Genomic DNA, 24310 nt, shown 5'->3' with positions numbered 1-24310 from the left:
CGCAGCGGTTTCCGTCTGCCGACGTTCCGTGGGAAACATCACTCGACTTCGGTGATGTTTCATGTGAAACGTCGCTGGGACGGAGGTCAGCGCCCTCTCAGCCCGGTGCTCCGAGCTCCCGCGTGTACAAAAGGTGCCTCCACGCTAGCGTCATTTCTGGCGCGGTGAACAGAGGGCCCCCCTTGTTCTTGCGATGATCGGTCGGTGACCTCGAATCAGCCTCCTCCGTTTCCACCGTCCGAACCGCCGCACGGATCCGGCGGCGCCGGACACGGCCACGGAAACGGTCACGCCCACGGGCACGGTCACAGCCACGGCCCGGCGGCACCTGTCTCCCGGCATTTGCGCAGGGTCATCGCGGCAGTCTTGATTCCGTTCGCCGCGGCGGTGCTGATCGGGCTCGCGGTGCTCTGGCCGGGCGGTGCCCCGGCGCACGAGCGCACCGGCGTGGGCTTCGACCGGCAGACCCAGCACGCCACCGTCACCAAGGTGGTCGAGGTGAGCTGCCAGTCCGTGAACGCCTCCGGTGGTGTCCCGACCGGCGACACCTCGACCGCCGAGGGCTCCTCCGCCCAGCAGCAGGCGGACGGCACCTGCAAGAAGGCGACGATCCGGGTCGACACCGGCGACGACAAGGGACGTACGTTCAACGAGATCGTGCAGCCGGACCAGTCCCGGCAGCTGAGCGAGGGCCAGGAGGTCGTGGTCGCCTACGAGCCCTCGGCCCCCGAGGACCTGCAGTACTCGGTCACCGATGTGAACCGACGCTTCCCCATGGCGCTGCTCGCCGGCATCTTCGCACTCGCCGTCGTGGCCGTGGGGCGGCTGCGGGGCGTTATGGCGCTGGTCGCCCTGGCGATCAGCTTCCTGATCCTCAACTTCTTCATCCTGCCCGCCATCCTTCAGGGATCGAACCCCCTGGTCGTGGCGGTGGTGGGAGCGAGCGCGATCATGCTGATCGCCCTGTACCTCTGTCACGGGCTGTCCGCCCGTACGTCCGTGGCGGTGCTCGGCACACTGATCTCGCTGCTGCTGATCGGCATCCTGGGCTCGGTGTTCATCGGCTGGGCCGCGCTCACCGGCAACACCGACGACAACACCGGTCTGATCCACGGGCTGTACCCGGAGATCGACATGAGCGGTCTGCTGCTCGCCGGTGTCATCATCGGTTCGCTCGGTGTCCTCGACGACGTGACCGTCACGCAGACCTCCGCGGTGTGGGAGCTGCACGAGGCCAATCCGTCGACGGGCTGGCGCGGGCTGTACCGCGCGGGCATCCGGATCGGCCGTGACCACATCGCGTCCGTGGTCAACACGCTGGTCCTGGCCTACGCGGGCGCCGCGCTGCCGCTGCTCCTGCTGTTCTCCATCGCGCAGAGCAGCGTGGGTACGGTCGCCAACAGCGAACTGGTCGCGGAGGAGATCGTGCGCACCCTGATCGGCTCGATCGGCCTGGTGGCCTCGGTGCCGGTCACCACGGCCCTGGCCGCCCTGGTGGTCTCGGCCGACCGTCCGACGGCACGGACCACGGCGCCCGGCCGGGCGGGGAACCAGGAACAGGCGACCGGCCAGGCTCCGGATGTCCGGCCGGCCGCGGGGCGCGGCGGCAGGGGCAGGCGGCGCAAGCGCTGATGCCGGCGGAGCGCGGCGGAACGCGCTGAAGCGTTCCGCCTGAGTCCACCCGGTCGGCGTAACGCTTCAGCCGGCGCTCTGCTCCGCCAGGATGCGGTCCAGGGCGTCGTCGAGGTGGGCGTCGAAGTCGGCCAGCGCCCCTTCCTGGCCCAGCGGCACCAGCTTGTCGGTGCGGTCGAGGAAGGCCACCAGGGGCGCGGTCGACGAACGGAAGAGCGCCTGGTCGCTGCCGACCTGAAGCCGGATCAGCACCTCGCCCAGCGTGTCGGGATCCACCGGCGAGACCCGGACGTCGCCCTCGCCACAGGGCCGTCCGACGCCGTCGATCAGCAGCTCCCGCCCGAAGGCCCAGGTCACGGGTGCGTCCCCGGGCAAGTGGAAGGTCAGCCGTACGGCGTAGGGATCACAGGTGTCGTAGCGCAGCTCCACCGGGATGCGGAAGGACAGCTCCTCCGACACGAGAAAGCTCATCATGACCTCTGCCTGTACGGATTCGCGCATCGCCTACCCCGTCATTCGCCACGGACTGGCCGGGCATGGACCCTGACACTAGATGGAATCTTGCTGAACGTACACAGCAGATCACAAGGAGTGAGTTTTCAGATACTGATAGACAGCGTGAGCGACCCGAGCAGGCGTCCCATTTCGGCCTGGAGTCGCTGGGCCGCCGGGAGCAGCCGGTCGGCCTGATGTGCAGGCAGGGAGAAGGCCATCGACGCGGCGGTGGTGCCGACGGTGATCGGGATCGCCGCACAGACCGCGCCCAGGGCGTACTCCTGACGTTCGATCACCAGATCGCTCCGGCGCAACCGTTCGAGGCGCCTCAGCAGGCCGTGCTCGTCGCCGACGGTGTTCGGCGTGACGGGCCGCACCGGATAGCGGTCGAGGTGATCGCGGCGGGCGTCCTCGTCGAGCTGGGACAGCAGACACTGCCCGACGGCGTGGGCGTGGCCGGTCTCCCGGAAGTCGGCCCACTCCTCGACCGCGGGGTGTCCGGGGCTGTCGGAGACGCAGACGACCTCGATCTCGCCCTCGCGGTACACCGCGTAGTACACGGGGGCGCCGATCGCGTCCCGCCAGCGGGCGAGGATGTCGGCCACCGTGCTGCGACGTTTCTGCTCTGCTCCGCTGCTGCTCAGCCGCTCCGCCGCGTCACCCAGGAAGAACAGCCCCCTGTCACGGCGCAGATAACCCTCGTGCACCAGGGTGCGCAGCAGGTGATAGGTGGTGGGGAGCGCCAGCCCGGTCTCGCGGGCCAGTTGCTTGGCGGGGGCCCCGTACGCGTGCCCGGCGACGGTCTCCAGCAGGCGCATGGCCCGCTGTACGGAGCCGATGAGCGTGGTGGTGGGTGCCGGGGCCGGTGGCGTCGGCGAGTGGGGCTGTGGAGGGACCGCGGTCAGATGTGCGGAGGCGGTGCCAGTCGTGGCCAAGGGTCACTCCCGAAACGCGAGGGGGCAGCCCGTGCGGGGGACACGGGTGGAGGTCGCCGCTCGCGGGGAACGTCCCCGCGTCGAGTTCCGGACTCTAACGGGCTGTCACCGCACGCAGACGGCCCGCCGAGGAAACTTCCCCCGCCCGAGGGAACCGGCGATTCCTGTTACCGCATCACCGGTCCCCCTCGGCTCACCAGTCGCTGCGCGAGGAAGAACTCGATGTGAACTTCCGTACGACATAGATCAGTCCGCCGACCAGTGCCACGAAGACCAGCACCTTGAAGAGCAGTCCGATCACGAAGCCGACCACGTTGGCGATCAGCCCGCCGAACACGACCAGGGCGATGACCGGCACCGCGATCCACTTCACCCACCACGGCAGTCCCGCGAAGATCTCTCGCATCGCCCTCGTCCCTACCTCTCCGCCCGTCGAGTGCCGGGTCGTGTCGATGATGTCCCGCACTCGATGCTAGGGCGGCAGGTGGTCCGGCGGAGGCCCCGGATCCCTTGTCCTCCCCTGACCGTTCCCCTAGGGAACCCCGAGACCGCAGCTCAGCTCTCGGGGGGAGAGAACACCACCAGGACGCGCAGGTCCTCGCTGATGTGGTGGAACTTGTGCGCCACGCCGGCCGGTACGTACACGACGCTGCCGCGTGCCACCTGGGTGGTCTCCATGCCGACGGTGATCGCCGCCCGGCCGCTGACGACGAAGTACACCTCGTCCTGCTGGTGCGGCTGCTGCGGGTCCTGCCCACCCGCGTCCAGCGCGTAGAGCCCGACCGACATGTTCCGCTCCCGCAGGAACTGGAGGTACGCCCCGTCGTTGGCGGCGCGTTCCGCCTCCAGTTCGTCCAGCCGGAATGCCTTCATCGCCTAGTCCCGCCCCTGCCTCACTGCTCAAGCCCGATCGTGTCTGTCACGATCAGACACATGATGAATTTCCTAGTCAAGACGATCGCCAACGCGGGCGCCCTGGCGGTCGCGGTATGGCTGCTCGACAAGATCACCCTGACCGGTGACAGCACCGGCAAGAAGATAGGCACCCTGGTCCTCGTCGCCCTGATCTTCGGACTGGTGAACGTCCTGGTCAAGCCGCTGGTGAAGCTCCTGAGTCTCCCCCTGCTCATCCTCACCCTCGGCCTGTTCACCCTGGTGGTGAACGCGCTGATGCTGCTGCTCACCTCCTGGCTCGCCGACCAGGTCGACCTGAGCTTCCACGTGGAGGGCTTCTGGACGGCCGTACTGGGCGGTCTGATCATCTCCGTCGTCTCCTGGGCTCTCAACGTCGTCCTGCCCGACAGGGACTGAGCGCGATGACCTACCGCGTCTGCTTCGTGTGCACCGGCAACATCTGCCGCTCCCCCATGGCCGAGATCGTCTTCCGCGCGCGGGTGGCGGAGGCCGGACTCGACGGGGCGGTCGTGGTGGACAGCGCCGGTACGGGCGGCTGGCACGAGGGCGAGGGAGCCGACCCCCGCACGGAGACCGTGCTGCGGGCGAACGGCTACGACACCGCCCACACCGCCCGGCGGTTCGATCCGTCCTGGTTCGCCCGTCTCGATCTCGTGATCGCGCTCGACTCGGAGCACCTCACGGCGCTGCGCCGCCTGGCCCCCACGGAGCGGGACGCGGACAAGGTGCGGCTGCTGCGGTCGTACGACCCCGCGGCCGACGACGACCTCGACGTGCCGGACCCCTATTACGGGGGCGCGGACGGTTTCGACGAGTGCCTTGAGATGGTGGAGGCGGCGAGCACCGGACTGCTCGCCGCGGTACGTGAGCAGGTGGAAGGACAGGCGGCATGAACGATTCGACGACGGGCGCGGGCCACGGGCCGGCGCTGCCGGACGGAGCCGGTGAGGGCACCCGCGCGGTACGGGCCGGGCTGCCCGAGCCGGTCAAGCACGAGCCGACCCTGCCCGGCCCCGTGTTCGCGGCCCACTTCCACCTGCCGGGCGACCCCACCGGCCCGTACACCTACGGCCGGGACGAGAACCCGACGTGGACCCTGCTGGAGCGGGCCATCGGCGAGCTGGAGGCGCCCGGGCGGGACGGCGCCGAGACCCTGGTGTTCGCCTCGGGCATGGCCGCGATCTCCTCGGTGCTCTTCTCCCAGCTGCGCTCCGGGGACGCGGTGGTGCTGCCGGACGACGGCTATCAGGCGCTGCCCCTGGTGCGCGCCCAGCTGGAGGCGTACGGCATCGAGGTGCGCACCGCTCCGACGGGCGGCGACGCCCAGCTCGAGGTGCTCGACGGCGCGAAGCTGCTGTGGATCGAGACGCCCTCGAACCCGGGGCTGGACGTGTGCGACGTACGGCGGCTCGCCGAGGCGGCGCACGCGCGCGGCGCCCTGGTCGCCGTCGACAACACCCTCGCGACGCCGCTCGGCCAGCGCCCGCTGGAGCTCGGCGCCGACTTCGCGGTGGCCAGCGGTACCAAGCAGCTCACCGGACACGGCGACGTGCTGCTGGGGTACGTCACCGGCCACAACGCCGAGGCCATGGCGGGTGTCCGCCGCTGGCGCAAGATCGTCGGTGCCATTCCCGGGCCCATGGAGGCCTGGCTCGCGCACCGCTCGATCGCCACGCTGCAGCTGCGCGTCGACCGGCAGAGCGCGACGGCGCTCGCGCTCGCCGAGGCGCTGCGGGAGCGGTCCGAGGTGACGGGGCTGCGCTATCCGGGGCTGCCCGAGGACCCCTCGCACAAGGTCGCCGCGCGGCAGATGCGGCGCTTCGGCTGCGTGGTGTCCTTCACGCTGCCCTCCCGGGAGCGTGCGGACCGGTTCCTCGACGCGCTGCGGCTCGTGGACGATGCGACGAGCTTCGGCGGCGTACGGTCCACGGCGGAGCGGCGTGGGCGCTGGGGCGGGGACGCGGTGCCGGAGGGCTTCATCCGCTTCTCCGTGGGCGCCGAGGACCCCGGGGACCTGGTGGCGGACGTGCTGCGCGCCCTGGACGAGTCGGCCGGCTGACGGCCGCTTCAGCCGGGCAGGCACCACCCGGCGCACCGCTGCGGACGGTCCGAGCCTCCCCCCTCGTGGCTCGGACCGTCCTCGGTTCCGCGCGCGAAGAACCGCGCGAACAAGGCTAGTTGACTGAGTGTCAGTGTCCAATCACCGTAGCGACAGCGGCCTATCGACTTATTTATAGTTGAACGCGTCCGGTCCGGCAGCGGGGGCTGACTAGGGGGTGCGCGCCGTGGATCTGGCCTTGCTGCGAACCTTCGTGACCGTGCACCGGGCCGGCTCCTTCACCCGCGCCGCAGCCTTGCTGGGTCTCTCCCAGCCGGCCGTCACCTCGCAGATTCGGACGCTGGAACGGCAGCTGGGGCGGCCCTTGTTCCTTCGGCAGGCGCGTGGTGTCACACCGACGACCATCGGGGACGAGCTGGCCCACAAGGCGGCGCCGCATCTCGACGCCCTGGTGGAGATAGCCGAGGCCGGTCTGGAGGAGGACTCCTCCTTACGGACCCTGCATCTGGCCGGCCCGCCGGAGTTCACCGCCGAGCGGGCGCTGCCCGCGCTCACGGAGCTGACGGGCGAGGACGGCCAGGGGTTCGCCCTGCGCGCCTCCTTCGGTACCGCCGAGGAGACGCTGGAGGGGCTGGCTTCCGGGCATCACGATCTGGCCATCAGCACGGTCCGGCCGCGCGGCGCGCTGCTCTCGGCGACTGCGCTCTGCGACGAGGAGCACGTCCTGATCGCCTCCCCGCGCTGGGCCGAGCGGATCGGAGGGACCGGCGCACTCCGCCGCGCCGGTCCGTCCGCCCTGGAAGAGATACCGGTGGTCGAGGTCCACGAGTCGCTGCCCCTGGTCGCCCGCTACTGGGCCGCCGTCTTCGATTCCCGCCCGGTCGCCCCGGGCACCGTCGTCGTCCCGGATCTCCGCGCGGTACTGGCCTGCGCGACCGCCGGAGCGGGGCTGGCGGTACTGCCCCGCTATCTGTGTGCGGGCGCACTGGAACGAGGCGATGTTGTCGCCCTGCACGAACCGACGGTCCCTCCGTTACGCACGTACTTCCTGGTGGTCCGCACCGGCACGCTGGCGATGCCGCACATCGCCCGGGCCCACGAGTGGCTGGAGCAGGCGGCCGCCGACTGGAGCTGAGCGCCGGGGCGAGGGCTCACCGCGGGAAAGCCGGGCGATGCCGTCGCACGATGTTTCACGTGGAACCAACCGGGCCACATTTCCCCCATGACCGTCCGACCCGTGGTCAAGCGCACCGCCCGAGCCGTTCTGCTGGACGGCGAGAACCTGATCCTGATCAAGCGCACCAAACCTGGTGTGGACCCCTACTGGGTCACCCCCGGCGGCGGGGTCGAGCCGAAGGACCCGACCGTCGTCGACGCCCTGCACCGAGAGGTGTACGAGGAGCTCGGCGCCAAGATCACCGATGTCGTGCCCTGCTTCGTCGACACCGTGGAGCACATCGGTGACGACGGCGGCGCCACCGGCGTCAAGGTGCAGCACTTCTTCGTATGCCGCCTGGAATCCATGGACCCGTCCCTGCGGCACGGCCCGGAGGTCGACGAGCCCGCCGGTGAGTACGAGATCGTCCGTGTGCCCTTCACCCGCGTGGGGATCGCCTCGGTCCACCTCGTACCGCTGTCGCTGCGCCACTACCTGGACGGCAACATCGAGGGGGTCCTCGCCATGCACGCCCCCGACCTGGGCTGACGCCCGCCCCTGCGCGGGGTGCCGCCCCGGGACGCGGCGTGGCCAAAAGCTCGCATGAGTCTTCGGAAACAGGTGGACGTCACAGCCCCCTGTCGGACAGCCTGACCTGCGTGCCGACACCTTCCCTTGCCGCTCTGCCCATCCGCCGTCTGACGCTCCGCGATCTCACCTCCTGTGCCGACTTGTCCGAGGACCGGGGGTGGCCACGGGAGGAACACAAGTGGGGTCTCCTTCTCGCGGCCGGGAGGGGTTACGGCATCGACGACCCCGATGGAGGGCTGGTGGCGGCCTGCGTCGTCACCGAGTACGGGTTTCGGGATCAGCCCTCGCTGGCGGCCATCGGCATGGTCCTGGTCGCCGAACGGCATGCGCGCCGGGGTGTGGGACGCCGACTGATGCGGCACGTCGTCTCCGCGATGGACACCACGCCCCTCACCCTGCACGCCACCCCGTTCGGCCGGCCGCTCTACGAGGAGCTCGGTTTCAAGGTCAGCGGCCGGGCGGAGATGCTGCGCGGCCACTTCGCCCCCGAAGCCGCACAGCAGCGGGTGGCCACCCGTGCCGCCACTGCGGAGGACCTCCCCGCCCTCCTGCGCCTCGACGAAGAGGTGTTCGGGGCCGACCGCACGCACGTCATCACGCGGCTTCCCGCCTTCGCCGACCAGCTGCGCGTCGCCGAGGAGGACGGGCAGGTCATCGGTTACGCGGCCGCCTGGCCCAACATGGACACGCACGTCGTGGGCCCGCTGATCGCCCGTGACACCGAGACGGCCAAGGCGCTCCTCGCTTCCCTCGCCGCCCGTACCGACCGTCCGCTGCGCACCGACATCGACGTGCGCCACGAAGAGCTGCTGAGCTGGGCGAAGGACCGCGGTCTGGCGTCCGTCGCCTTCAACGCGGTCATGACGTACGGGATCACGGAGCTGCCCGGGGACTGGAACCGGCGGTTCGCACCGGTGACGGTCGCCGCGGGCTGACCCTCGCTCGCCGACGCGCGGCGGAGCCGGTCCCGGAGATCCGGGACCGGCTCCGCGGTCCGGTCGCGTCCGGCGGGCGTCGTCGTCAGACGAGGACGTCCACGGCGGCCGTGGCGACGGCATGGTCCTGCTCCGGCGCGCCGCCGCCGACACCGATGGCACCGATCAGCCGGCCGCCGCGCCGGACGGGCACGCCCCCGGCGATGAACAGCAGCGGCCGGTCGAGCGCGGTGGGCAGCGTGTGGAAGAGGCCGCCGGGCTGCACGGCGTCCACCAGGTCGGCCGTGGGTGTGTCGAGCTGGAGGGCGGTGTACGCCTTGCGGGTACTGGTCTCACCGGAGATCAGTACGGCGCGGTCGTCACGGCGGAAGGCGAGCAGGTGCCCGCCGGCGTCGAGCACGGTGACGCTGACGGTGACACCGGCTGCCTCGGCGGCCTCGCGTGCGGCGGTGACGAGCGCTTCGGCATCCGCGGTGCTGAGCGGGGCGACGGCGGTGGTGGTGCTCATGGGGGTCTCCTTAAGAATGTTGGGCGGTCCGGGAGGACCGGGTGTGGCTGATGGGGTGTTTGCCGTTGATGGCTCCCGGAGAATGGCCGCCCGGTCCTCCGGGACGCTCCGACTGCTGATTGAGAACTGCGGGCATCGCTGGTTAAGGACCTGTCGGCGGAGTGTTCCCCGGGCCACAGAAGTGCTGGTCACGGTGGAACGGAGCGACGGGCTTGAGCAGGGCTCACGCGCGGATATGGGTCGGCATCGACGCAGGCAAGGGGCATCACTGGGCGGTGGCGGTGAACGCCGACGGTGAGACACTGTTCTCGACGAAGGTGCTCAACGATGAGGCCCAGATCCTGACGCTGATCGACACGGCCCGGGAGAAGGCCGACGAGGTGCGGTGGGCGGTGGACATCTCCGGCCGTGCCTCCGCCCTGCTGCTGGCCCTGCTGATCGCGCACGGTCAGCAGGTGGTCTACGTGCCCGGTCGCACTGTCAACCGGATGACCGGCGCCTACCGCGGTGAGGGCAAGACCGACGCCAAGGACGCCCTGGTCATCGCCGACCAGGCCCGCATGCGCCGGGACTTCGCCCCGATCGGGACTCCGCCAGAGCTGGTTTCCACACTGCAGCTGCTGACCGGCTACCGGCGGGACCTGATCGCCGACCGGGTCCGGCTCATCAACCGGCTGCGCGACCTGCTGGTCGGCATCTGCCCGGCCCTGGAGCGGGCATTCGACTACTCCGCCTCCAAGGGCCCGGTCGTCATGCTCACCGAGTACCAGACCCCGGCCGCCCTGCGGCGGATCGGCGTCAAGCGGCTGACCACCTGGCTGGAACGACGCAAGGTCCGCAGTGCCGACACCGTCGCGGCCAAGGCCGTCGAGGCCGCCCAGTCCCAGACCACCGCCCTGCCCGGCGAGGCCCGGGCCGCCAAGCTGGTGCGCGACCTGGCCCACCAGCTCCTGGCCCTGGACGAACGGATCAAGGACAACGACCAGGAGATCCGCGAGACCTTCCGCACCGACGACCGCGCCGAGATCATCGAGTCCCTGCCCGGCATGGGCCCGATCCTGGGTGCCGAGTTCGTCGCAATCGTCGGGGACCTCTCCGGCTACCGCGACGCCGGACGCCTGGCCTCGCACGCCGGCCTGGCGCCGGTGCCTCGCGACTCCGGCCGCCGCACCGGCAACTACCACCGGCCCAAACGCTACAACCGGCGCCTGCGCTGGCTGTTCTACATGTCCGCGCAGTCCGCGATGATGCGACCGGGACCTTCGAGGGACTACTACCTCAAGAAACGCGCCGAGGGCCTGATCCACACGCAGGCATTGCTCGCACTCGCCCGCCGACGGGTCAACGTGCTGTGGGCGATGCTGCGTGACAAGAGGCTGTTCACCTCCGTCCCGCCAGTCACGCAGGCGGCTTGACACGATCATTGAGATTCTCCTTGCGGTACGGGTGGTGTCGGTCGTGCCGAGGTGCGGGAGCGGGGGGTGCGAAGACGGCCCTGGCCTCGCTTCTCCCGCTCACTCGGTCAGTGGGTGACGGCGGTCGGCCGCTCGGTGCGCGCCGAGCCGGTGGTCACGGTGCCGGGTGCGTCGGCACGGCGTTCGAGAGCGGCCGAGACGAGGGCCAGCACCAGGGCGCCCGCGGCGAGGACGGCGCCGACCCAGTTGGGTGCCGTGTAGCCGAGGCCGGCCGCGATCACGAGGCCGCCGAGCCAGGCGGACAGCGCGTTGCCGAGGTTGAAGGCACCGATGTTGAGGGCCGAGGCGAGGGTGGGGGCGCCGTGCGCCTGGTCGAGCACCCGCTTCTGCAGCGGTGGCACCGTGGCGAAGCCCAGTGCGCCGATGAGGACGATGGTGACGGCGGCCGCTGCCTTGTTCTGGGCGGTGAGGGTGAAGAGTGCGAGGACGACGGCGAGGGCGCCCAGGGACACGTACAGCAGGGGCATCAGGGCGCGGTCCGCGTACCGGCCGCCGATGAGGTTGCCGCCGACCATGCCGAGGCCGAAGAGTACCAGCAGCCAGGTGACGGAGCCGTCGGCGAAGCCCGCGACGTGCGTCATCATCGGCGCGATGTAGGTGATGGCCGCGAAGACGCCGCCGAAGCCGAGGACGGTCATCGCCATGGCGAGGAGCACTTGGACGTTCTTCAGGGCGGCCAGCTCGTGGCGCAGCCGTACGCCCTCGGGCCTGGGCAGGTCGGGGACGAGCCCGGCGATGCCGGCCAGGCCGACGACGCCCAGGACGGCGACGATGCCGAAGGTGACGCGCCAGCCGACGGACTGCCCGACGAGCGTGCCCAGCGGGACGCCGACGACGTTGGCGACGGTCAGTCCGGTGAACATCAGGGCGATGGCTCCGGCCTTCTTGTCCGGGGCGACCAGGTCGGCCGCGACCACCGAGCCGATGCCGAAGAAGGCACCGTGGGCCAGTGAGGCGACCACCCGTCCGATGAGCATGACGCCGAAGGACGGGGCCAGCGCCGACAGCAGGTTGCCGACGACGAACAGCGCCATCAGCAGCATCAGCATCCGCTTGCGGGAGATCCTGGTGCCGAGCACGGTCATCAGCGGGGCACCGAACATGACGCCCAGGGCGTAGCCGGTCACCAGGTAGCCGGCCGTGGGGATCGAGACACCGAAGTCGCCCGCGACCTCGGGCAGCAAGCCCATGATCACGAACTCCGTGGTTCCGATCCCGAAGGCCCCGATCGCGAGGGCCAGAAGCGCGAGAGGCATGGGGGACAGACCTTCCCAGAGGATTGCAGGAGCGCTTTACGTGCCAAAACAATAGTTGCAAGCGCTGGATACTTGCAAGCGCCGACTATTGCGCCGTTGCTCTACCCTGGTGTCAGCAGCTCCTGGACGGAGGAAACGCCCATGACCGCCACGGACCCCGCGCTCACCGCCCTCGCTCAGGGCTGGTGTGCCCTCTCCCTGCTGCACGGGAGGATCGAGGCCCATATCGAGCGCGCCCTTCAGGCACGGCACGACCTGAGCGTGCGGGAGTACTCCCTGCTCGACGTCCTGAGCCGACAGCACGACGGCGACGGGGGTCATTTGCAGATGAAGCAGGTGGCCGATGCCGTCGTCCTCAGCCAGAGCGCCACCACACGCCTGGTCACCCGGCTCGAGGACCGCGGCCTGCTGGAGCGCTACCTGTGCCCCACCGACCGGCGCGGGATCTACACCAACGTCACCGAGGCCGGTCTGAAGCTCCTGGAGGAGGCACGGCCCACCAACGACACCGCCCTGCGCGAGGCCCTCGACGTGGCGGCGAAGAACCCCGACCTGGCCCCGCTGGTCAGGGCCGTGGAGACGCTCAAGGCACCCGTTCCCGCCTGACGGGGGACGACCACACCGTGGGAGGCTCGCCCGTTCCGGCCGTCGCTGCGTAGGGTGCGGGCATGGGAGATCTTGACGTACGCACCGCAGTCGCCGACGACCTCCCCGCGATCGTCGCGATGCTCGCGGACGATCCCCTGGGCGCGCAGCGCGAGTCACCTGACGACCTCGCCCCCTACCGGACTGCGCTGGAGCGACTCAGCGCCGACCCCCACCAGCACCTCGTCGTCGCCGTCCGTGAAGGCCGCGTGGTCGGCACGCTGCAGCTCACGATCGTTCCGGGGCTGTCCCGTCGCGGCTCCACCCGGTCGATCATCGAGGGAGTCCGCATCCATGCCGAGGAACGCGGCAGCGGCCTCGGGAGCCGGCTCATCGAGTGGGCCATCGACATGTCCCGCCGTGAAGGCTGCCAACTGGTCCAGCTGACCTCCGACGCCTCCCGCACGGACGCCCACCGCTTCTACGAGCGACTCGGCTTCACGGCCTCCCACGTCGGCTTCAAGCTCACGCTGTAAACCACGAGCCGGGGCCCTGTTTCACGTGAAACAGGGCCCCACAGGCACCGGACCGCCCGGCGACTACCCGATGCCACGCCACCCCTCGGGATCCACCCCGCCCGGCACCGGAGCCCCCTCCTCATACGGCTGGCGCGTGAACACAAACGAGCCCAGGTCGAGGTGGCTCACCGATCCGTCCGGCCGACGTACGGGCTTCAGTCGCTCTCCGGCGTAATAGCCCTCCAGCCCCACCCAGGTGCCGTCCCCCTGCGAGCGGAACCGCGAAGCCCGGCCGTTGCCGGACAGCGGCTCCAGCGCGAGCAGGCCATCGGCCGACAGCCGCAGCGCGAAGGCGTACGTCCCCCAGTACCACTGCCCCACCAGCTCCAGCGGCGCCGGGTCGGCCTCCCGCAGAGGCTGCCAGGGAGCGGGGATGCACGGTTCCGCCTCGGCGACGATCCGTACGAGGTCGGCCGCGACCGTGAACGGCGCCGGGCCGGACGTGCAGTTGGCCAGGACCACCGCGCTCACGTCGTCCGCCTCGTCGATCGTGAGGCAGGCGAGAAAGCCCGGAAGGGAGCCGGTGTGCCCGACAAGGGCACGGCCGTGCTGATGACGGAGTTCCAGGCCCAGACCGTACGCATAACCGCTCGCCACGTCCGCCGCCTCGACCGCTGCTGCCGGCGTCCTCATCTCCCGCACCGACTCGGCGCTCAGCACCTGGTCGTCCCCCTTGAGCAAGAAGGCCGCGAAGCGCGCCAGGTCACCTGCGGTGGACCACAGTTGCCCGGCCGGCGCCATCAGCCCGAGGTCCTCCAGGGGCTCGGGCAGCATCACATCCGCCCACGGATGCACGGCCCAGCCACCCGCATGCGGCGTCCGCGGGTGAACGCTCGTGCGATGCAGGCCAAGGGGTTCGAGCACTTCTCGCCGAAGCACGTCCTCCCACCGGCCGTCGCGCAGCTTCTCGACCAGGGCTCCCAACAACGCGTAACCAGGGTTCGAGTAGTGGAACCTCCGGCCCACGGGGTGGACCAGCGGCCGCTCGCCCAGCACGTCCGCGAGGCCGGGCCGCAGGGCTCCAGAGGTCCGCTCCCACCACGGGGCGGGCGTCTCGGCGGCCAGCCCACCGCTGTGGGCGAGCAGTTCGACGATCGTCGCCTCGCCCACTCCCGTACCCGGCAGGTGCTTCTCCAACGGGTCCGAGAGATCCAGCAGCCCCTCGTCGCGCAGCCGAAGTACCAGTACGGCGGTGAACGTCTTGGTGATCGACCCGATCCGGTACTGCACGTCCTCGTCCGGGGCATGTCCTTCCACCGAGGTCCGCGCCCCCGTCCAGACGGCCTGCCCGCCCCGCACCACGGACGCCACCAGCGACGGCGCACGCCCCTCGGACTGGGCGACGGCGATCCGGTGCAGCAGCGCGCGCCGCGTCCCGGGCAGCAGTTCTTCCTGAGGTGTCGTCATGCCCTCAGTCCAGCACGGATCAGGTCTGCGCCATGTCCACGAAGCGGGAGTAGTGGCCCTGGAAGGCGACCGTGATCGTCGCCGTCGGGCCGTTTCGGTGCTTGGCCACGATCAGGTCCGCCTCACCGGCGCGCGGGGACTCCTTCTCATAGGCGTCCTCGCGGTGCAGCAGGATGACCATGTCGGCGTCCTGCTCGATGGAGCCGGATTCACGCAGGTCGGAGACCATCGGCTTCTTGTCGGTGCGCTGCTCGGGGCCACGGTTCAGCTGGGAGAGCGCGATGACCGGGATCTCCAGTTCCTTGGCGAGCAGCTTGAGGTTTCGGGACATGTCCGAGACCTCCTGCTGACGGCTCTCGGCCCGCTTGGAACCACCGGACTGCATCAGCTGGAGGTAGTCGATGACGACCAGCTTCAGATCATTGCGCTGCTTCAGACGACGGCACTTGGCACGGATCTCCATCATCGACAGGTTCGGCGAGTCGTCGATGTAGAGCGGCGCCGCCGAGACGTCCGGCATCCGGCGCGCCAGGCGCGTCCAGTCCTCGTCGGTCATCGTGCCCGACCGCATGTGGTGCAGCGCGACCCGGGCCTCGGCGGACAGCAGACGCATCGCGATCTCGTTGCGCCCCATCTCCAGCGAGAAGATGACGCTGGGCAGGTTGTTCTTGATGGACGCGGCCCGCGCGAAGTCCAGCGCGAGCGTGGACTTGCCCATCGCGGGACGCGCGGCGATGACGATCATCTGTCCCGGGTGCAGGCCGTTGGTGAGCGAGTCGAAGTCGGTGAACCCGGTGGGCACCCCGGTCATCTCGCCACTGCGCGAGCCGATCGCCTCGATCTCGTCGAGGGCGCCCTCCATGATGTCGCCGAGCGGCAGGTAGTCCTCGCTGGTGCGCTGCTCGGTGACCGCGTAGATCTCCGCCTGCGCCCGGTTGACGATCTCGTCGACGTCGTCGTCGGCCGCGTAACCCATCTGCGTGATGCGCGTGCCGGCCTCGACCAGGCGGCGCAGCACGGCCCGCTCATGGACGATCTCCGCGTAGTACGCCGCGTTGGCCGCCGTGGGCACCATCTGCACGAGGGTGTGCAGATACGAGGCCCCGCCGACCTTGTTGATCTCGCCGCGCTTGGTCAGCTCCGCCGCGATCGTGATGGGGTCGGCCGGCTCACCCTTGGCGTAGACGTCGAGGATGGCCGTGTAGATGGTCTCGTGGGCCGGCTTGTAGAAGTCGTGGCCCTTGAGGATCTCGACGACGTCGGCGATGGCGTCCTTGGACAGCAGCATGCCGCCCAGCACGGACTGCTCCGCCTCGAGGTCCTGGGGCGGCACCCGCTCGAACGCGGAGCCCCCACCGTCCCACTCGCCGCTGTCCCGGCCGCGGTCGTGCTGCTCGTCACGGCCTCTGCCCCGGTCGTCACGGCGGCGGGAGGCGGGCAGACGATCACTGGGACCGCTGTCGGCCCACGGGTCGTCCAAGGGCTCGGAAATGCTCACCGAGCCACCTCCTCCCGTCCGCCGAGCGGACCTCGCCGTGCCTCTCAGTTCTACGGCACGGCACTGACAAATAAGCCCCCTCAACTCCGTTTGTCACACGCCGGATTTGTGGTGTTTGTGCAAACGGCGGACGGAGCGGGCGCCGGACCACCGTAGGCCCGTCGGCACCGTCAGCCAATCTGGTTATCCACAGGCCATGTGGACGACGGCCCCAATACTGTGGAGAACTCCGCGAAACCTGTGCACGAGCCGGTGGACAGCCCTGTGAACAAGCTCGCCAATCCCCGACGACAACCGCCCTGACCTGCATGTTTGCCGTCCACCGGCTGTGCAGAAGAAAAACTTCCCCACTCGGATCAAGATCGCTTCATGAGGTGTACGCAAGCCCACACCCAGAGCCACGAAGTAAGGGTCGGAAAAGCTTTGCATCTCTTACCTGTGGATGATTACATTGGTGCACATGACACAGGCCCCCGCACGCACCGGAGCCGCTCGACGGAAGCATGACCGAGAGATCGTCATGCTGGCCGTCCCGGCCTTCGGCGCCCTCGTCGCCGAGCCGCTCTTCGTCATGGCCGACAGCGCCATCGTCGGCCATCTCGGCACGGCACAGCTCGCGGGACTGGGTGTCGCCTCCGCGCTGCTGATGACCGCCGTCAGCGTGTTCGTCTTCCTGGCCTACGCCACCACGGCCGCCGTCGCCCGCCGGGTAGGGGCCGGCGACCTCTCGTCGGCCATCCGCCAGGGCATGGACGGAATCTGGCTGGCCCTCTTCCTCGGCGCCTCCGTCATGGCCGTCGTCCTGCCCACGGCACCGGCCCTCGTGGACCTCTTCGGCGCCTCCGACACGGCAGCCCCCTATGCGACCACGTATCTGAGGATCTCCACGCTCGGCATACCGGCCATGCTGATCGTGCTCGCCGCGACCGGTGTCCTGCGCGGGCTCCAGAACACCAAGACGCCCCTGTACGTCGCCATCGCCGGCTTCGTCGCCAACGGCGTACTCAATGTCGTGCTGGTCTACGGCGCCGACCTCGGCATCGCGGGCTCCGCCTGGGGCACCGTCATCGCACAGTGGGGCATGGCCGCCGTCTACCTGACAGTGGTTCTGCGCGGTGCGCGCAGACACGGAGCCTCGCTGCGTCCCGACGCCGCCGGGATCAGGGCCTCGGCACAGGCGGGTGTTCCCCTGCTGGTGCGCACCCTCTCGCTCCGCGCCATTCTCATGATCGCTACGGCCGTCGCCGCGCGCCTCGGTGACTCGGACATCGCGGCCCACCAGATCATCCTCTCCCTGTGGAGCCTGCTCGCCTTCGCGCTGGACGCCATCGCCATCGCCGGACAGGCCATCATCGGGCGCTATCTCGGCGCCGGGGATGCCCAGGGAGCTCGTGAGGCGTGCCGCCGCATGGTCGAGTGGGGTATCGCTGTCGGGGTCGTCCTCGGTGTGCTGGTGGTGCTGGCCCGGCCGGTGTTCCTGCCCCTCTTCACCAGCGACGCCACGGTCAAGGACTCGGCGCTGCCGGCGCTGGTGCTTGTCGCACTCTCCCAGCCGATCTGCGGCATCGTCTTCGTCCTGGACGGAGTCCTCATGGGCGCGGGCGACGGACCGTACCTCGCATGGGCCATGCTGCTGACCCTCGCGGTGTTCACTCCCGTCGCCCTGCTGGTTCCCGCGCTCGGGGGCGGGCTCACCGCGCTCTGGGCCACGATGACGCTCATGATGACCGTACGCATGCTGACCCTGTGGGTCCGTACCCGATCCGGTCGCTGGATCGTCACGGGCGCGGCGCGCTGACCGTTTCACGTGAAACATGGCGATGGGGGCCGCACCCCGAAGGGTGCGGCCCCCATGCTCACTGCTTCAGCAAGCACTGCACTCAGGCAGCGACGACCTCGATGTTGACCTTGGCGGCAACCTCGGGGTGCAGACGCACCGACGTCTCGTGGGCGCCCAGCGTCTTGATCGGCGAGCCCATCTCGATGCGGCGCTTGTCGACATCGGGGCCACCGGCGGCCTTGATCGCCGAAGCGATGTCGGCCGGGGTGACGGAACCGAAGAGACGACCGGCGTCGCCGGAGCGAACGGCCAGACGGACCTTGACGCCCTCGAGCTGGGCCTTCACCTGGTTGGCCTGCTCGATGGTCTGGATCTCGTGGATCTTGCGAGCACGACGGATCTGCTCGACGTCCTTCTCGCCACCCTTGGTCCAACGGATCGCGAGCTTCCGCGGAACCAGGTAGTTGCGAGCGTAGCCGTCCTTGACGTCGACGACGTCGCCCGCGGCACCGAGGCCGGAGACCTCGTGGGTGAGGATGATCTTCATGTGTCGGTCACCCTTCCCTTATCGCGCGGTGGAGGTGTAGGGCAGCAGCGCCATCTCACGGCTGTTCTTGACGGCCGTGGCGACGTCACGCTGGTGCTGCGTGCAGTTGCCGGTCACGCGGCGGGCACGGATCTTGCCGCGGTCGGAAATGAACTTCCGCAGCATGTTCGTGTCCTTGTAGTCCACGTACGTGACCTTGTCCTTGCAGAATGCGCAGACCTTCTTCTTCGGCTTGCGCACAGGCGGCTTCGCCATGTGATTTCTCCTGTGTGATCAAGAAGTGTGGGTACGGCCCGCCCTAGAAGGGGGGCTCGTCCGAGTAGCCGCCGCCGCTGCCGGAACCGGAGCCGGAGCCACCGCCCCAGCCACCGCCACCGCCGCCCTGCTGGCCACCGGCGGGAGCGCCGGTCGCCCACGGGTCGTCGGCGGGAGCGCCGCCACCCTGCTGGCCGCCACCGGGGCCACCGCCCCAGCCGCCGCCACCCTGCTGGCCGCCGCCGCCACCGCCGCCGTAGCCGCCCTGGCCACCGCGGCCGGTGGTCTTGGTGACCTTGGCCGTGGCGTTGCGCAGGCTGGCGCCGACTTCCTCGACGTCCAGCTCGTAGACCGTGCGCTTGACGCCCTCACGGTCCTCGTAGGACCGCTGCTTCAGCCGGCCCTGCACAATGACGCGCATGCCTCGCTGGAGCGACTCGGCGACGTTCTCCGCCGCCTGACGCCAGACCGAGCAGGTCAGGAACAGGCTCTCGCCGTCCTTCCACTCGTTCGTCTGGCGGTCGAAGGTGCGGGGAGTCGACGCGACACGGAACTTCGCGACGGCCGCACCGGACGGGGTGAAGCGCAGCTCGGGGTCATCGACAAGATTGCCGACGACCGTGATGACGGTCTCGCCTGCCATGGGGGAACCTCTCGGCGGGTTTGCTGCTGGCTGCTGGGTGCTGCTACTCGAGTCCCGAGATCAGCTGAGCGGAAGAGCTCAGTGGGTCTCGGGGCGGAGGACCTTGGTCCGGAGGACCGACTCGTTCAGGTTCATCTGGCGGTCGAGCTCCTTGACGACCGCAGGCTCGGCCTGCAGGTCGATGACCGAGTAGATGCCCTCGGGCTTCTTCTTGATCTCGTACGAGAGACGACGACGGCCCCAGGTGTCGACCTTCTCGACCTTTCCGCCGCCGTCACGGACGACAGAAAGGAAGTTCTCGATCAGCGGGGAGACAGCACGCTCCTCGAGATCGGGGTCGAGGATGACCATCACCTCGTAGTGACGCATGTGGAACCCACCTCCTTTGGACTCAGCGGCCACGGTCGTTCCGTGGCAGGAGGGTCGTGATGCGTTGCGCAACGATGCCTGTCAGTAAAACAGCCGCCACTGACAATCGAGGCCGGGCGGCGGTTCTCCAGGCCGACCGGGGCTGACCCGTGGGCCCTTCCCCTGCCTGGCTCTGTCCGGACAGACACCGGTGCAGACGCTACAGAGTACCCGCACAGCGGCTTCCGGTTGAAATCCGGCCGGAGGGACCCTCAATCTGTACACATCGGGTGTGTACGGCGCTACGATCAGCCGCCTTTCGCAGGAGGTGCCCCATGGCACAGGCATTGCGACCCAACACCGCCGGAGGCCTTTTCGCCACGGACGGCAAGCCCCATCCCCGCCAGGACGCCCTTCTCGCGGTGACCCTGGTGCTGGGCGTCACGTCCTTCATCACGGCGATGTTCCACCATCTGCACCTGCTCAGCTCCTGGACCGGCCTGGTGGGCATCATCACCGGCGCCTACGGCCAGTGGATCTCGGAGACGACGCGCGAGCGCTTCGGCCTCATCCTGGGCATCGGTGCCGCGGCGATCGGTTTCTTCCTGGGCATGGCGCACGGCGGCCTCTTCGGTGGGCTCTTCGACTGACACGGACCACCCCCTTCGTGAAGAGCGTCGAACGCCCCGGCCGGCCACCGGCCGGGGCGAAGGTCCCGTGCGCCCAACCGGGGCGCCCCCAAGGCGCAGTAGGCTTCGCGCGAGAGCCGGAGCCCCTGAACCCATGGGGACACACCAGCCCGAGGAGCGCCCCGAATGAGCCTGACCCTGAGGACCATCAGCCGAGAGCAGCATCTGGCCTACATCCAGAGCCTGCCGTCGGCGAGTCACATGCAGGTCCCGGCCTGGGCCGACGTCAAGGCGGAGTGGCGCTCGGAGAACCTCGGCTGGTTCGACGACCGGACCGGTGAGCTGGTCGGGGCCGGCCTCGTCCTCTACCGGCAGCTCCCCAAGATCAAGCGCTACCTCGCCTATCTGCCCGAGGGCCCGGTCATCAACTGGTTCGCGCCGAATCTCCAGGACTGGATCGAGCCGATGCTCGCGCACCTGAAGCAGCAGGGCGCCTTCTCGGTGAAGATGGGCCCGCCGGTGATCATCCGGCGCTGGGAGGCCACGACCATCAAGAAGGGCATCCAGGACCAGGACGTGAAGCGTCTGCGCGACCTGGAGGCCGACTTCATCGAGCCCCGTGCCTTCGAGGTCGCCGACAAGCTGCGCCGCATGGGCTGGCAGCAGGGCGAGGACGGCGGCGCCGGCTTCGGCGACGTCCAGCCCCGCTACGTCTACCAGGTGCCGCTGGCCAACCGCGCCCTGGAAGACGTCCACAAGAACTTCAACCAGCTGTGGCGCCGCAACATCAAGAAGGCGGAGAAGGCCGGCGTCGAGGTCGTCCAGGGCGGCTACGAGGACCTGGCCGAGTGGCAGCGGCTGTACGAGATCACCGCGGTGCGCGACCACTTCCGGCCCCGCCCGCTGTCGTACTTCCAGCGCATGTGGTCGGCCCTCAACACCGAGGACCCCAACCGCATGCGGCTGTACTTCGCCCGGCACAACGGCGTGAACCTGTCCGCGGCGACGATGCTGATCGTCGGCGGGCACGTCTGGTACTCCTACGGCGCCTCCGACAACATCGGCCGCGAGGTCCGGCCCTCGAACGCGATGCAGTGGCGGATGCTGCGCGACGCCTACGCGCTCGGCGCCACCGTCTACGACCTGCGGGGCATCTCCGACTCGCTGGACGAGACCGACCACCTCTTCGGTCTGATCCAGTTCAAGGTGGGCACCGGCGGCCAGGCGGCCGAGTACCTCGGTGAGTGGGACTTCCCGCTGAACAAGCTGCTCCACAAGGCGCTCGACATCTACATGTCGCGCCGCTGAGCCCGGTCTTCGCCGCCCTGACGGCTTCGTTCGCTCCCCCCACCTCTGACACACCGCAACCACGAGAAAGGTTCCAGGTCCGGCCATGGCGCTCACGCTCTACGTCGACACCGCGCGCTGGCGGGCGCATCACAAGCACGTGCAGGAGCAGTTCCCGGGACTCGTCCCCGTCTGCAAGGGCAACGGCTACGGCTTCGGCCACGAGCGGCTGGCCGAGGAGGCCACACGGCTGGGCTCGGACGTCCTCGCGGTCGGCACGACGTACGAGGCCGCACGGATCAAGGACTGGTTCGGCGGTGACCTGCTGGTGCTGACGCCGTACCGGCGCGGCGAGGAGCCCGTACCGCTGCCCGACCGGGTCATCCGCTCGGTGTCGTCGATCGACGGCGTGTACGGCCTGGTGGGCGCCCGCGTCGTCATCGAGGTGATGTCCTCGATGAAGCGGCACGGCATCGGCGAGCAGGACCTGCCCCAGCTGCACGCCGCGATAGAGAACGTCCGGCTGGAGGGGTTCGCCATCCATCTGCCCCTGGACCGTACCGACGGCTCGGACGCCGTCGAGGAGGTCATCGGCTGGATGGACCGGCTGCGGGCGGCCCGCCTGCCGCTGCACACCATGTTCGTGAGCCATCTCAAGGCCGATGAACTCGCGCGGCTCCAGCAGCAGTTCCCGCAGACCCGTTTCCGCGCCCGCATCGGCACCCGGCTCTGGCTGGGGGACCACGAGGCCACCGAGTACCGCGGCGCGGTCCTGGACGTCACGCGCGTCGTAAAGGGGGAGCGGTTCGGCTACCGGCAGCAGAAGGCCGCCTCCGACGGCTACCTGGTCGTCGTGGCGGGCGGTACGTCGCACGGGGTGGGCCTGGAGGCCCCCAAGGCCCTGCACGGCGTCATGCCGCGCGCCAAGGGCGTCGCCCGCGCCGGCCTCGCCACGGTCAACCGGAACCTCTCGCCGTTCGTCTGGGGCGGCAAGCAGCGCTGGTTCGCCGAGCCGCCGCACATGCAGGTGTCGATCCTCTTCGTGCCCTCGGACGCGCCGGAACCGACCGTCGGCGAGGAACTGGTCGCTCATCTGCGTCACACCACCACGCAGTTCGACCGGCTCGTCGACCGCTGAGCAGCGCGAGAAGGCCGTACACGGTTGCCCGTGTACGGCCTTTCTCCCGCCTTGAGGGCGCCATGGCCCGGGATTTCCCGACGGCGTTCGCTCAGAGCGAACCGCTCGCGGCTCCCGCCCTGCCCCACTCGACCTGTGGCCCGTCGAAGTGGGCCGCGTGGCGCGCGGGACGGGCCGCGGGGCCGAGCACGAAGGAGTCCTCGGCTCCGTCCAGCACCCCGCCCGACGGGTCGTCGTCACCGGACCGGCGCACCGGATCCCGCTCCGGCATCAGGATGTCGCGCACGACCATGACACACAGGTAGAACGTCCCCAGCAGGTGGACACCGATGGCCCAATGGTAGCCGTCGGTGGGCAGGCCCTTGTGGGCGTCCCCGCTGGTCGTGTACGCGAGATACATCCAGATGCCCAGGAAGTACGCCACCTCACAGGCCTGCCAGACCAGGAAGTCCCGCCATTTCGGCCGGGCGAGAGCCGCCAGCGGCACCAGCCACAGGACGTACTGCGGCGAGTAGACCTTGTTGGTGAGGATGAACGCCGCGACGACCAGGAAGGCGAGCTGGGCGAAGCGCGGCCGGCGCGGAGCCATGAGCGCGAGCGCCGCGACGCCCGCGCAGCACAGCGCCATCAACAGGGTGGCGAGCGTGTTGACCGTGTCAGTGCTCAGCGGGTCGTCCGAGTTCTGCGCCATGATCAGCCAGAAGGATCCGAAGTCGACGCCGCGCTCCTTGCTGAAGGCGTAGAACTTCGACCAGCCGTCGTACGCGAACAGCATCACGGGTCCGTTCACGACGAGCCAGGCGGCCGCCGCCCCGACGAGAGCCGTCCCGTACGCCCGCCATCGCCCCGCGCGCCAGCAGAGCACCAGCAGTGGCCCGAGCAGCAGCACGGGATAGAGCTTGGCGGCCGTGGCGAGCCCCAGCAGGACGCCGAAGGCGAGGGAACGCCCCCGTGACCACATCAGCATCGCGGCGGCCGTCAGAGCGACCGCCAGCAGGTCCCAGTTGATGGTCGCGGTGAGCGCGAAGGCCGGTGCCAGCGCGACCAGCAGACCGTCCCAGGGTCGCCGGGCGTGGGTGCGGGTCACGCAGACGGCGATGACGGCCGCGCAGACCATGAGCATCCCGGCGTTGACCATCCAGTACCACTGCTCCTGGTCCTGGATGCTGCCGCTGCCGGGCGTGAGCCAGGCGGCGACCTCCATGAACACGCCGGTCAGCACCGGGTACTCGAGGTACTGCATGTCCCCGGGGAGTTTGTCGAAGTACGGCACCAGCCCGTCGGCGAAGCCGCGCCCCTGGTAGAGGTGCGGAATATCCGAGTAGCACGCGTGCGTGTACTGCGAGCTGGCACCGAAGAACCAGGCGCCGTTGTAGCAGGGTGCCTTCTGGATCAGACCGAGCGCGAACATTCCGATCGCCACGAGGGCGATCACGCGCACCGGGATCCACCAGGATCCGCCACTCAGGGCACGCCGCCCGAGCGGACCGCCGATCAGCTCGCTGCCGGCCGCCGCGACCGGGTCCTCCTCGGTCGGCCGCACCCGTTCCGGCTCGTGGACGCTCGCTCGCGTCGATTCTCCACTGGGCATGCCGCACATCCTGCCGTACATGTCCGGGGATACGCCGAGGGCCGCCGCACCCGGAGGTGCGGCGGCC

Annotated in this window: 27 protein-coding genes; 14 read left to right on the top strand and 13 right to left on the bottom strand. The window is 69.6% G+C overall.

Going from position 1 to position 24310, the window contains the following annotated elements:
- Positions 1-204: 204 nt before the first annotated feature.
- Positions 205-1632, top strand: coding sequence for a YibE/F family protein (locus FHX78_RS17325; RefSeq protein WP_145868351.1), 1428 nt, complete (start codon positions 205-207; stop codon positions 1630-1632).
- 66 nt (positions 1633-1698) lie between these two features.
- Here the strand turns inward: FHX78_RS17325 and FHX78_RS17320 are convergent, their stop codons facing one another.
- From FHX78_RS17320 to FHX78_RS17305, 4 genes are all read right to left on the bottom strand, one after another.
- Positions 1699-2133 (bottom strand): SsgA family sporulation/cell division regulator, encoded by a 435-nt coding sequence (locus FHX78_RS17320; protein WP_145868350.1) that lies wholly within the window; start codon positions 2131-2133, stop codon positions 1699-1701.
- A gap of 98 nt (positions 2134-2231) precedes the next feature.
- Positions 2232-3062 (bottom strand): IclR family transcriptional regulator, encoded by an 831-nt coding sequence (locus FHX78_RS17315; RefSeq protein ID WP_229924121.1) that lies wholly within the window; start codon positions 3060-3062, stop codon positions 2232-2234.
- 193 nt (positions 3063-3255) lie between these two features.
- Positions 3256-3468, bottom strand: coding sequence for a DUF5326 family protein (locus tag FHX78_RS17310; protein WP_031484720.1), 213 nt, complete (start codon positions 3466-3468; stop codon positions 3256-3258).
- A gap of 149 nt (positions 3469-3617) precedes the next feature.
- A complete protein-coding gene (locus tag FHX78_RS17305) occupies positions 3618-3935 on the bottom strand; it encodes a cupin domain-containing protein (protein ID WP_145868349.1) in 318 nt (105 codons plus the stop codon).
- Between the two features lie 60 nt (positions 3936-3995).
- Between FHX78_RS17305 and FHX78_RS17300 the strand changes: the two genes are divergently transcribed.
- The 6 genes from FHX78_RS17300 (at position 3996) to FHX78_RS17275 (ending at position 8718) form a co-directional block, all read left to right on the top strand.
- The gene (locus FHX78_RS17300; protein WP_145868348.1) at positions 3996-4373 is read left to right on the top strand and encodes a phage holin family protein; all 378 of its coding nucleotides are present in this window, start codon (positions 3996-3998) and stop codon (positions 4371-4373) included.
- A gap of 5 nt (positions 4374-4378) precedes the next feature.
- Positions 4379-4870, top strand: a complete 492-nt coding sequence (locus FHX78_RS17295) for a low molecular weight protein-tyrosine-phosphatase (RefSeq protein WP_145868347.1) — start codon at positions 4379-4381, stop codon at positions 4868-4870.
- Positions 4867-6036, top strand: a complete 1170-nt coding sequence (locus FHX78_RS17290) for a cystathionine gamma-lyase (RefSeq protein ID WP_145868346.1) — start codon at positions 4867-4869, stop codon at positions 6034-6036. Before FHX78_RS17295 ends, FHX78_RS17290 begins: the two co-directional genes overlap by 4 nt.
- A gap of 226 nt (positions 6037-6262) precedes the next feature.
- Positions 6263-7171, top strand: coding sequence for a LysR family transcriptional regulator (locus tag FHX78_RS17285; protein WP_145868345.1), 909 nt, complete (start codon positions 6263-6265; stop codon positions 7169-7171).
- 87 nt (positions 7172-7258) lie between these two features.
- Positions 7259-7741 carry an NUDIX domain-containing protein gene (locus FHX78_RS17280; RefSeq protein WP_145868344.1) on the top strand — a complete coding sequence of 161 codons (483 nt, stop codon included), beginning with the start codon at positions 7259-7261 and terminating at the stop codon, positions 7739-7741.
- Between the two features lie 110 nt (positions 7742-7851).
- A complete protein-coding gene (locus FHX78_RS17275) occupies positions 7852-8718 on the top strand; it encodes a GNAT family N-acetyltransferase (RefSeq protein WP_145868343.1) in 867 nt (288 codons plus the stop codon).
- 85 nt (positions 8719-8803) lie between these two features.
- On the opposite strand, the gene FHX78_RS17270 is transcribed toward FHX78_RS17275, so the two are convergent.
- Positions 8804-9226, bottom strand: coding sequence for a GlcG/HbpS family heme-binding protein (locus tag FHX78_RS17270; RefSeq protein WP_145868342.1), 423 nt, complete (start codon positions 9224-9226; stop codon positions 8804-8806).
- Positions 9227-9438: 212 nt separating this feature from the next.
- Here FHX78_RS17270 and FHX78_RS17265 point away from each other — a divergent pair, with 212 nt between their 5' ends.
- Positions 9439-10641: an IS110 family RNA-guided transposase gene (locus FHX78_RS17265; protein ID WP_145866178.1), complete on the top strand. Its 1203-nt coding sequence runs from the start codon at positions 9439-9441 to the stop codon at positions 10639-10641.
- Positions 10642-10748: 107 nt separating this feature from the next.
- Here FHX78_RS17265 and FHX78_RS17260 read toward each other — a convergent pair whose 3' ends face one another.
- Complete coding sequence (locus tag FHX78_RS17260; protein ID WP_145868341.1) at positions 10749-11957, bottom strand: MFS transporter; 1209 nt, start codon at positions 11955-11957, stop codon at positions 10749-10751.
- A 141-nt stretch (positions 11958-12098) separates the two neighbouring features.
- Here FHX78_RS17260 and FHX78_RS17255 point away from each other — a divergent pair, with 141 nt between their 5' ends.
- Entirely contained in the window at positions 12099-12563 is a 465-nt protein-coding gene (locus tag FHX78_RS17255; protein WP_145868340.1) for a MarR family winged helix-turn-helix transcriptional regulator, read from the top strand.
- A 62-nt stretch (positions 12564-12625) separates the two neighbouring features.
- The gene (locus tag FHX78_RS17250) at positions 12626-13078 is read left to right on the top strand and encodes a GNAT family N-acetyltransferase (protein ID WP_145868339.1); all 453 of its coding nucleotides are present in this window, start codon (positions 12626-12628) and stop codon (positions 13076-13078) included.
- Positions 13079-13141: 63 nt separating this feature from the next.
- Here FHX78_RS17250 and FHX78_RS17245 read toward each other — a convergent pair whose 3' ends face one another.
- Together FHX78_RS17245 and dnaB are read right to left on the bottom strand one after the other, a co-directional pair.
- Positions 13142-14527 carry a serine hydrolase domain-containing protein gene (locus FHX78_RS17245; protein WP_145868338.1) on the bottom strand — a complete coding sequence of 462 codons (1386 nt, stop codon included), beginning with the start codon at positions 14525-14527 and terminating at the stop codon, positions 13142-13144.
- 19 nt (positions 14528-14546) lie between these two features.
- On the bottom strand, positions 14547-16025 hold the full coding sequence (dnaB, locus tag FHX78_RS17240) for a replicative DNA helicase (RefSeq protein WP_145868337.1): 1479 nt from the start codon (positions 16023-16025) through the stop codon (positions 14547-14549).
- 460 nt (positions 16026-16485) lie between these two features.
- Here dnaB and FHX78_RS17235 point away from each other — a divergent pair, with 460 nt between their 5' ends.
- Positions 16486-17823 (top strand): MATE family efflux transporter, encoded by a 1338-nt coding sequence (locus FHX78_RS17235; protein WP_145868336.1) that lies wholly within the window; start codon positions 16486-16488, stop codon positions 17821-17823.
- Between the two features lie 82 nt (positions 17824-17905).
- Here the strand turns inward: FHX78_RS17235 and rplI are convergent, their stop codons facing one another.
- From rplI to rpsF, 4 genes are all read right to left on the bottom strand, one after another.
- Positions 17906-18352: a 50S ribosomal protein L9 gene (gene rplI, locus FHX78_RS17230; RefSeq protein WP_145868335.1), complete on the bottom strand. Its 447-nt coding sequence runs from the start codon at positions 18350-18352 to the stop codon at positions 17906-17908.
- Between the two features lie 18 nt (positions 18353-18370).
- Positions 18371-18607 carry a 30S ribosomal protein S18 gene (rpsR, locus tag FHX78_RS17225; RefSeq protein WP_003949403.1) on the bottom strand — a complete coding sequence of 79 codons (237 nt, stop codon included), beginning with the start codon at positions 18605-18607 and terminating at the stop codon, positions 18371-18373.
- 43 nt (positions 18608-18650) lie between these two features.
- The gene (locus tag FHX78_RS17220) at positions 18651-19250 is read right to left on the bottom strand and encodes a single-stranded DNA-binding protein (protein ID WP_145868334.1); all 600 of its coding nucleotides are present in this window, start codon (positions 19248-19250) and stop codon (positions 18651-18653) included.
- Positions 19251-19328: 78 nt separating this feature from the next.
- Positions 19329-19619, bottom strand: coding sequence for a 30S ribosomal protein S6 (rpsF, locus tag FHX78_RS17215; RefSeq protein ID WP_004985983.1), 291 nt, complete (start codon positions 19617-19619; stop codon positions 19329-19331).
- A gap of 314 nt (positions 19620-19933) precedes the next feature.
- Between rpsF and FHX78_RS17210 the strand changes: the two genes are divergently transcribed.
- The 3 genes from FHX78_RS17210 (at position 19934) to FHX78_RS17200 (ending at position 22652) form a co-directional block, all read left to right on the top strand.
- Entirely contained in the window at positions 19934-20248 is a 315-nt protein-coding gene (locus tag FHX78_RS17210; RefSeq protein WP_145868333.1) for a hypothetical protein, read from the top strand.
- 165 nt (positions 20249-20413) lie between these two features.
- A complete protein-coding gene (femX, locus tag FHX78_RS17205) occupies positions 20414-21535 on the top strand; it encodes a peptidoglycan bridge formation glycyltransferase FemX (protein ID WP_145868332.1) in 1122 nt (373 codons plus the stop codon).
- Positions 21536-21620: 85 nt separating this feature from the next.
- Entirely contained in the window at positions 21621-22652 is a 1032-nt protein-coding gene (locus tag FHX78_RS17200; protein ID WP_145868331.1) for an alanine racemase, read from the top strand.
- Between the two features lie 91 nt (positions 22653-22743).
- Here FHX78_RS17200 and FHX78_RS17195 read toward each other — a convergent pair whose 3' ends face one another.
- Positions 22744-24252 (bottom strand): glycosyltransferase family 87 protein, encoded by a 1509-nt coding sequence (locus FHX78_RS17195; RefSeq protein ID WP_145872034.1) that lies wholly within the window; start codon positions 24250-24252, stop codon positions 22744-22746.
- Positions 24253-24310 lie beyond the last annotated feature (58 nt).

Origin of the sequence: Streptomyces capillispiralis (genome assembly GCF_007829875.1) — a bacterium.
Lineage (GTDB): Bacteria > Actinomycetota > Actinomycetes > Streptomycetales > Streptomycetaceae > Streptomyces > Streptomyces capillispiralis.
Note: the sequence above shows the minus strand (reverse complement) of the source record. Positions and strands in the feature narration are given on the sequence as shown.

Coding starts and splice junctions, on each gene's coding strand:
- FHX78_RS17320 (WP_145868350.1), bottom strand. CDS start 2,133: ATGCGCGAATCCGTACAGGCAGAGGTCATGATGAGCTTTCTCGTGTCG.
- FHX78_RS17310 (WP_031484720.1), bottom strand. CDS start 3,468: ATGCGAGAGATCTTCGCGGGACTGCCGTGGTGGGTGAAGTGGATCGCG.
- FHX78_RS17305 (WP_145868349.1), bottom strand. CDS start 3,935: ATGAAGGCATTCCGGCTGGACGAACTGGAGGCGGAACGCGCCGCCAAC.
- FHX78_RS17300 (WP_145868348.1), top strand. CDS start 3,996: ATGATGAATTTCCTAGTCAAGACGATCGCCAACGCGGGCGCCCTGGCG.
- FHX78_RS17295 (WP_145868347.1), top strand. CDS start 4,379: ATGACCTACCGCGTCTGCTTCGTGTGCACCGGCAACATCTGCCGCTCC.
- FHX78_RS17290 (WP_145868346.1), top strand. CDS start 4,867: ATGAACGATTCGACGACGGGCGCGGGCCACGGGCCGGCGCTGCCGGAC.
- FHX78_RS17280 (WP_145868344.1), top strand. CDS start 7,259: ATGACCGTCCGACCCGTGGTCAAGCGCACCGCCCGAGCCGTTCTGCTG.
- FHX78_RS17270 (WP_145868342.1), bottom strand. CDS start 9,226: ATGAGCACCACCACCGCCGTCGCCCCGCTCAGCACCGCGGATGCCGAA.
- FHX78_RS17260 (WP_145868341.1), bottom strand. CDS start 11,957: ATGCCTCTCGCGCTTCTGGCCCTCGCGATCGGGGCCTTCGGGATCGGA.
- FHX78_RS17255 (WP_145868340.1), top strand. CDS start 12,099: ATGACCGCCACGGACCCCGCGCTCACCGCCCTCGCTCAGGGCTGGTGT.
- FHX78_RS17250 (WP_145868339.1), top strand. CDS start 12,626: ATGGGAGATCTTGACGTACGCACCGCAGTCGCCGACGACCTCCCCGCG.
- FHX78_RS17245 (WP_145868338.1), bottom strand. CDS start 14,527: ATGACGACACCTCAGGAAGAACTGCTGCCCGGGACGCGGCGCGCGCTG.
- FHX78_RS17235 (WP_145868336.1), top strand. CDS start 16,486: ATGACACAGGCCCCCGCACGCACCGGAGCCGCTCGACGGAAGCATGAC.
- rplI (WP_145868335.1), bottom strand. CDS start 18,352: ATGAAGATCATCCTCACCCACGAGGTCTCCGGCCTCGGTGCCGCGGGC.
- rpsR (WP_003949403.1), bottom strand. CDS start 18,607: ATGGCGAAGCCGCCTGTGCGCAAGCCGAAGAAGAAGGTCTGCGCATTC.
- FHX78_RS17220 (WP_145868334.1), bottom strand. CDS start 19,250: ATGGCAGGCGAGACCGTCATCACGGTCGTCGGCAATCTTGTCGATGAC.
- rpsF (WP_004985983.1), bottom strand. CDS start 19,619: ATGCGTCACTACGAGGTGATGGTCATCCTCGACCCCGATCTCGAGGAG.
- FHX78_RS17210 (WP_145868333.1), top strand. CDS start 19,934: ATGGCACAGGCATTGCGACCCAACACCGCCGGAGGCCTTTTCGCCACG.
- femX (WP_145868332.1), top strand. CDS start 20,414: ATGAGCCTGACCCTGAGGACCATCAGCCGAGAGCAGCATCTGGCCTAC.
- FHX78_RS17200 (WP_145868331.1), top strand. CDS start 21,621: ATGGCGCTCACGCTCTACGTCGACACCGCGCGCTGGCGGGCGCATCAC.
- FHX78_RS17195 (WP_145872034.1), bottom strand. CDS start 24,252: ATGTGCGGCATGCCCAGTGGAGAATCGACGCGAGCGAGCGTCCACGAG.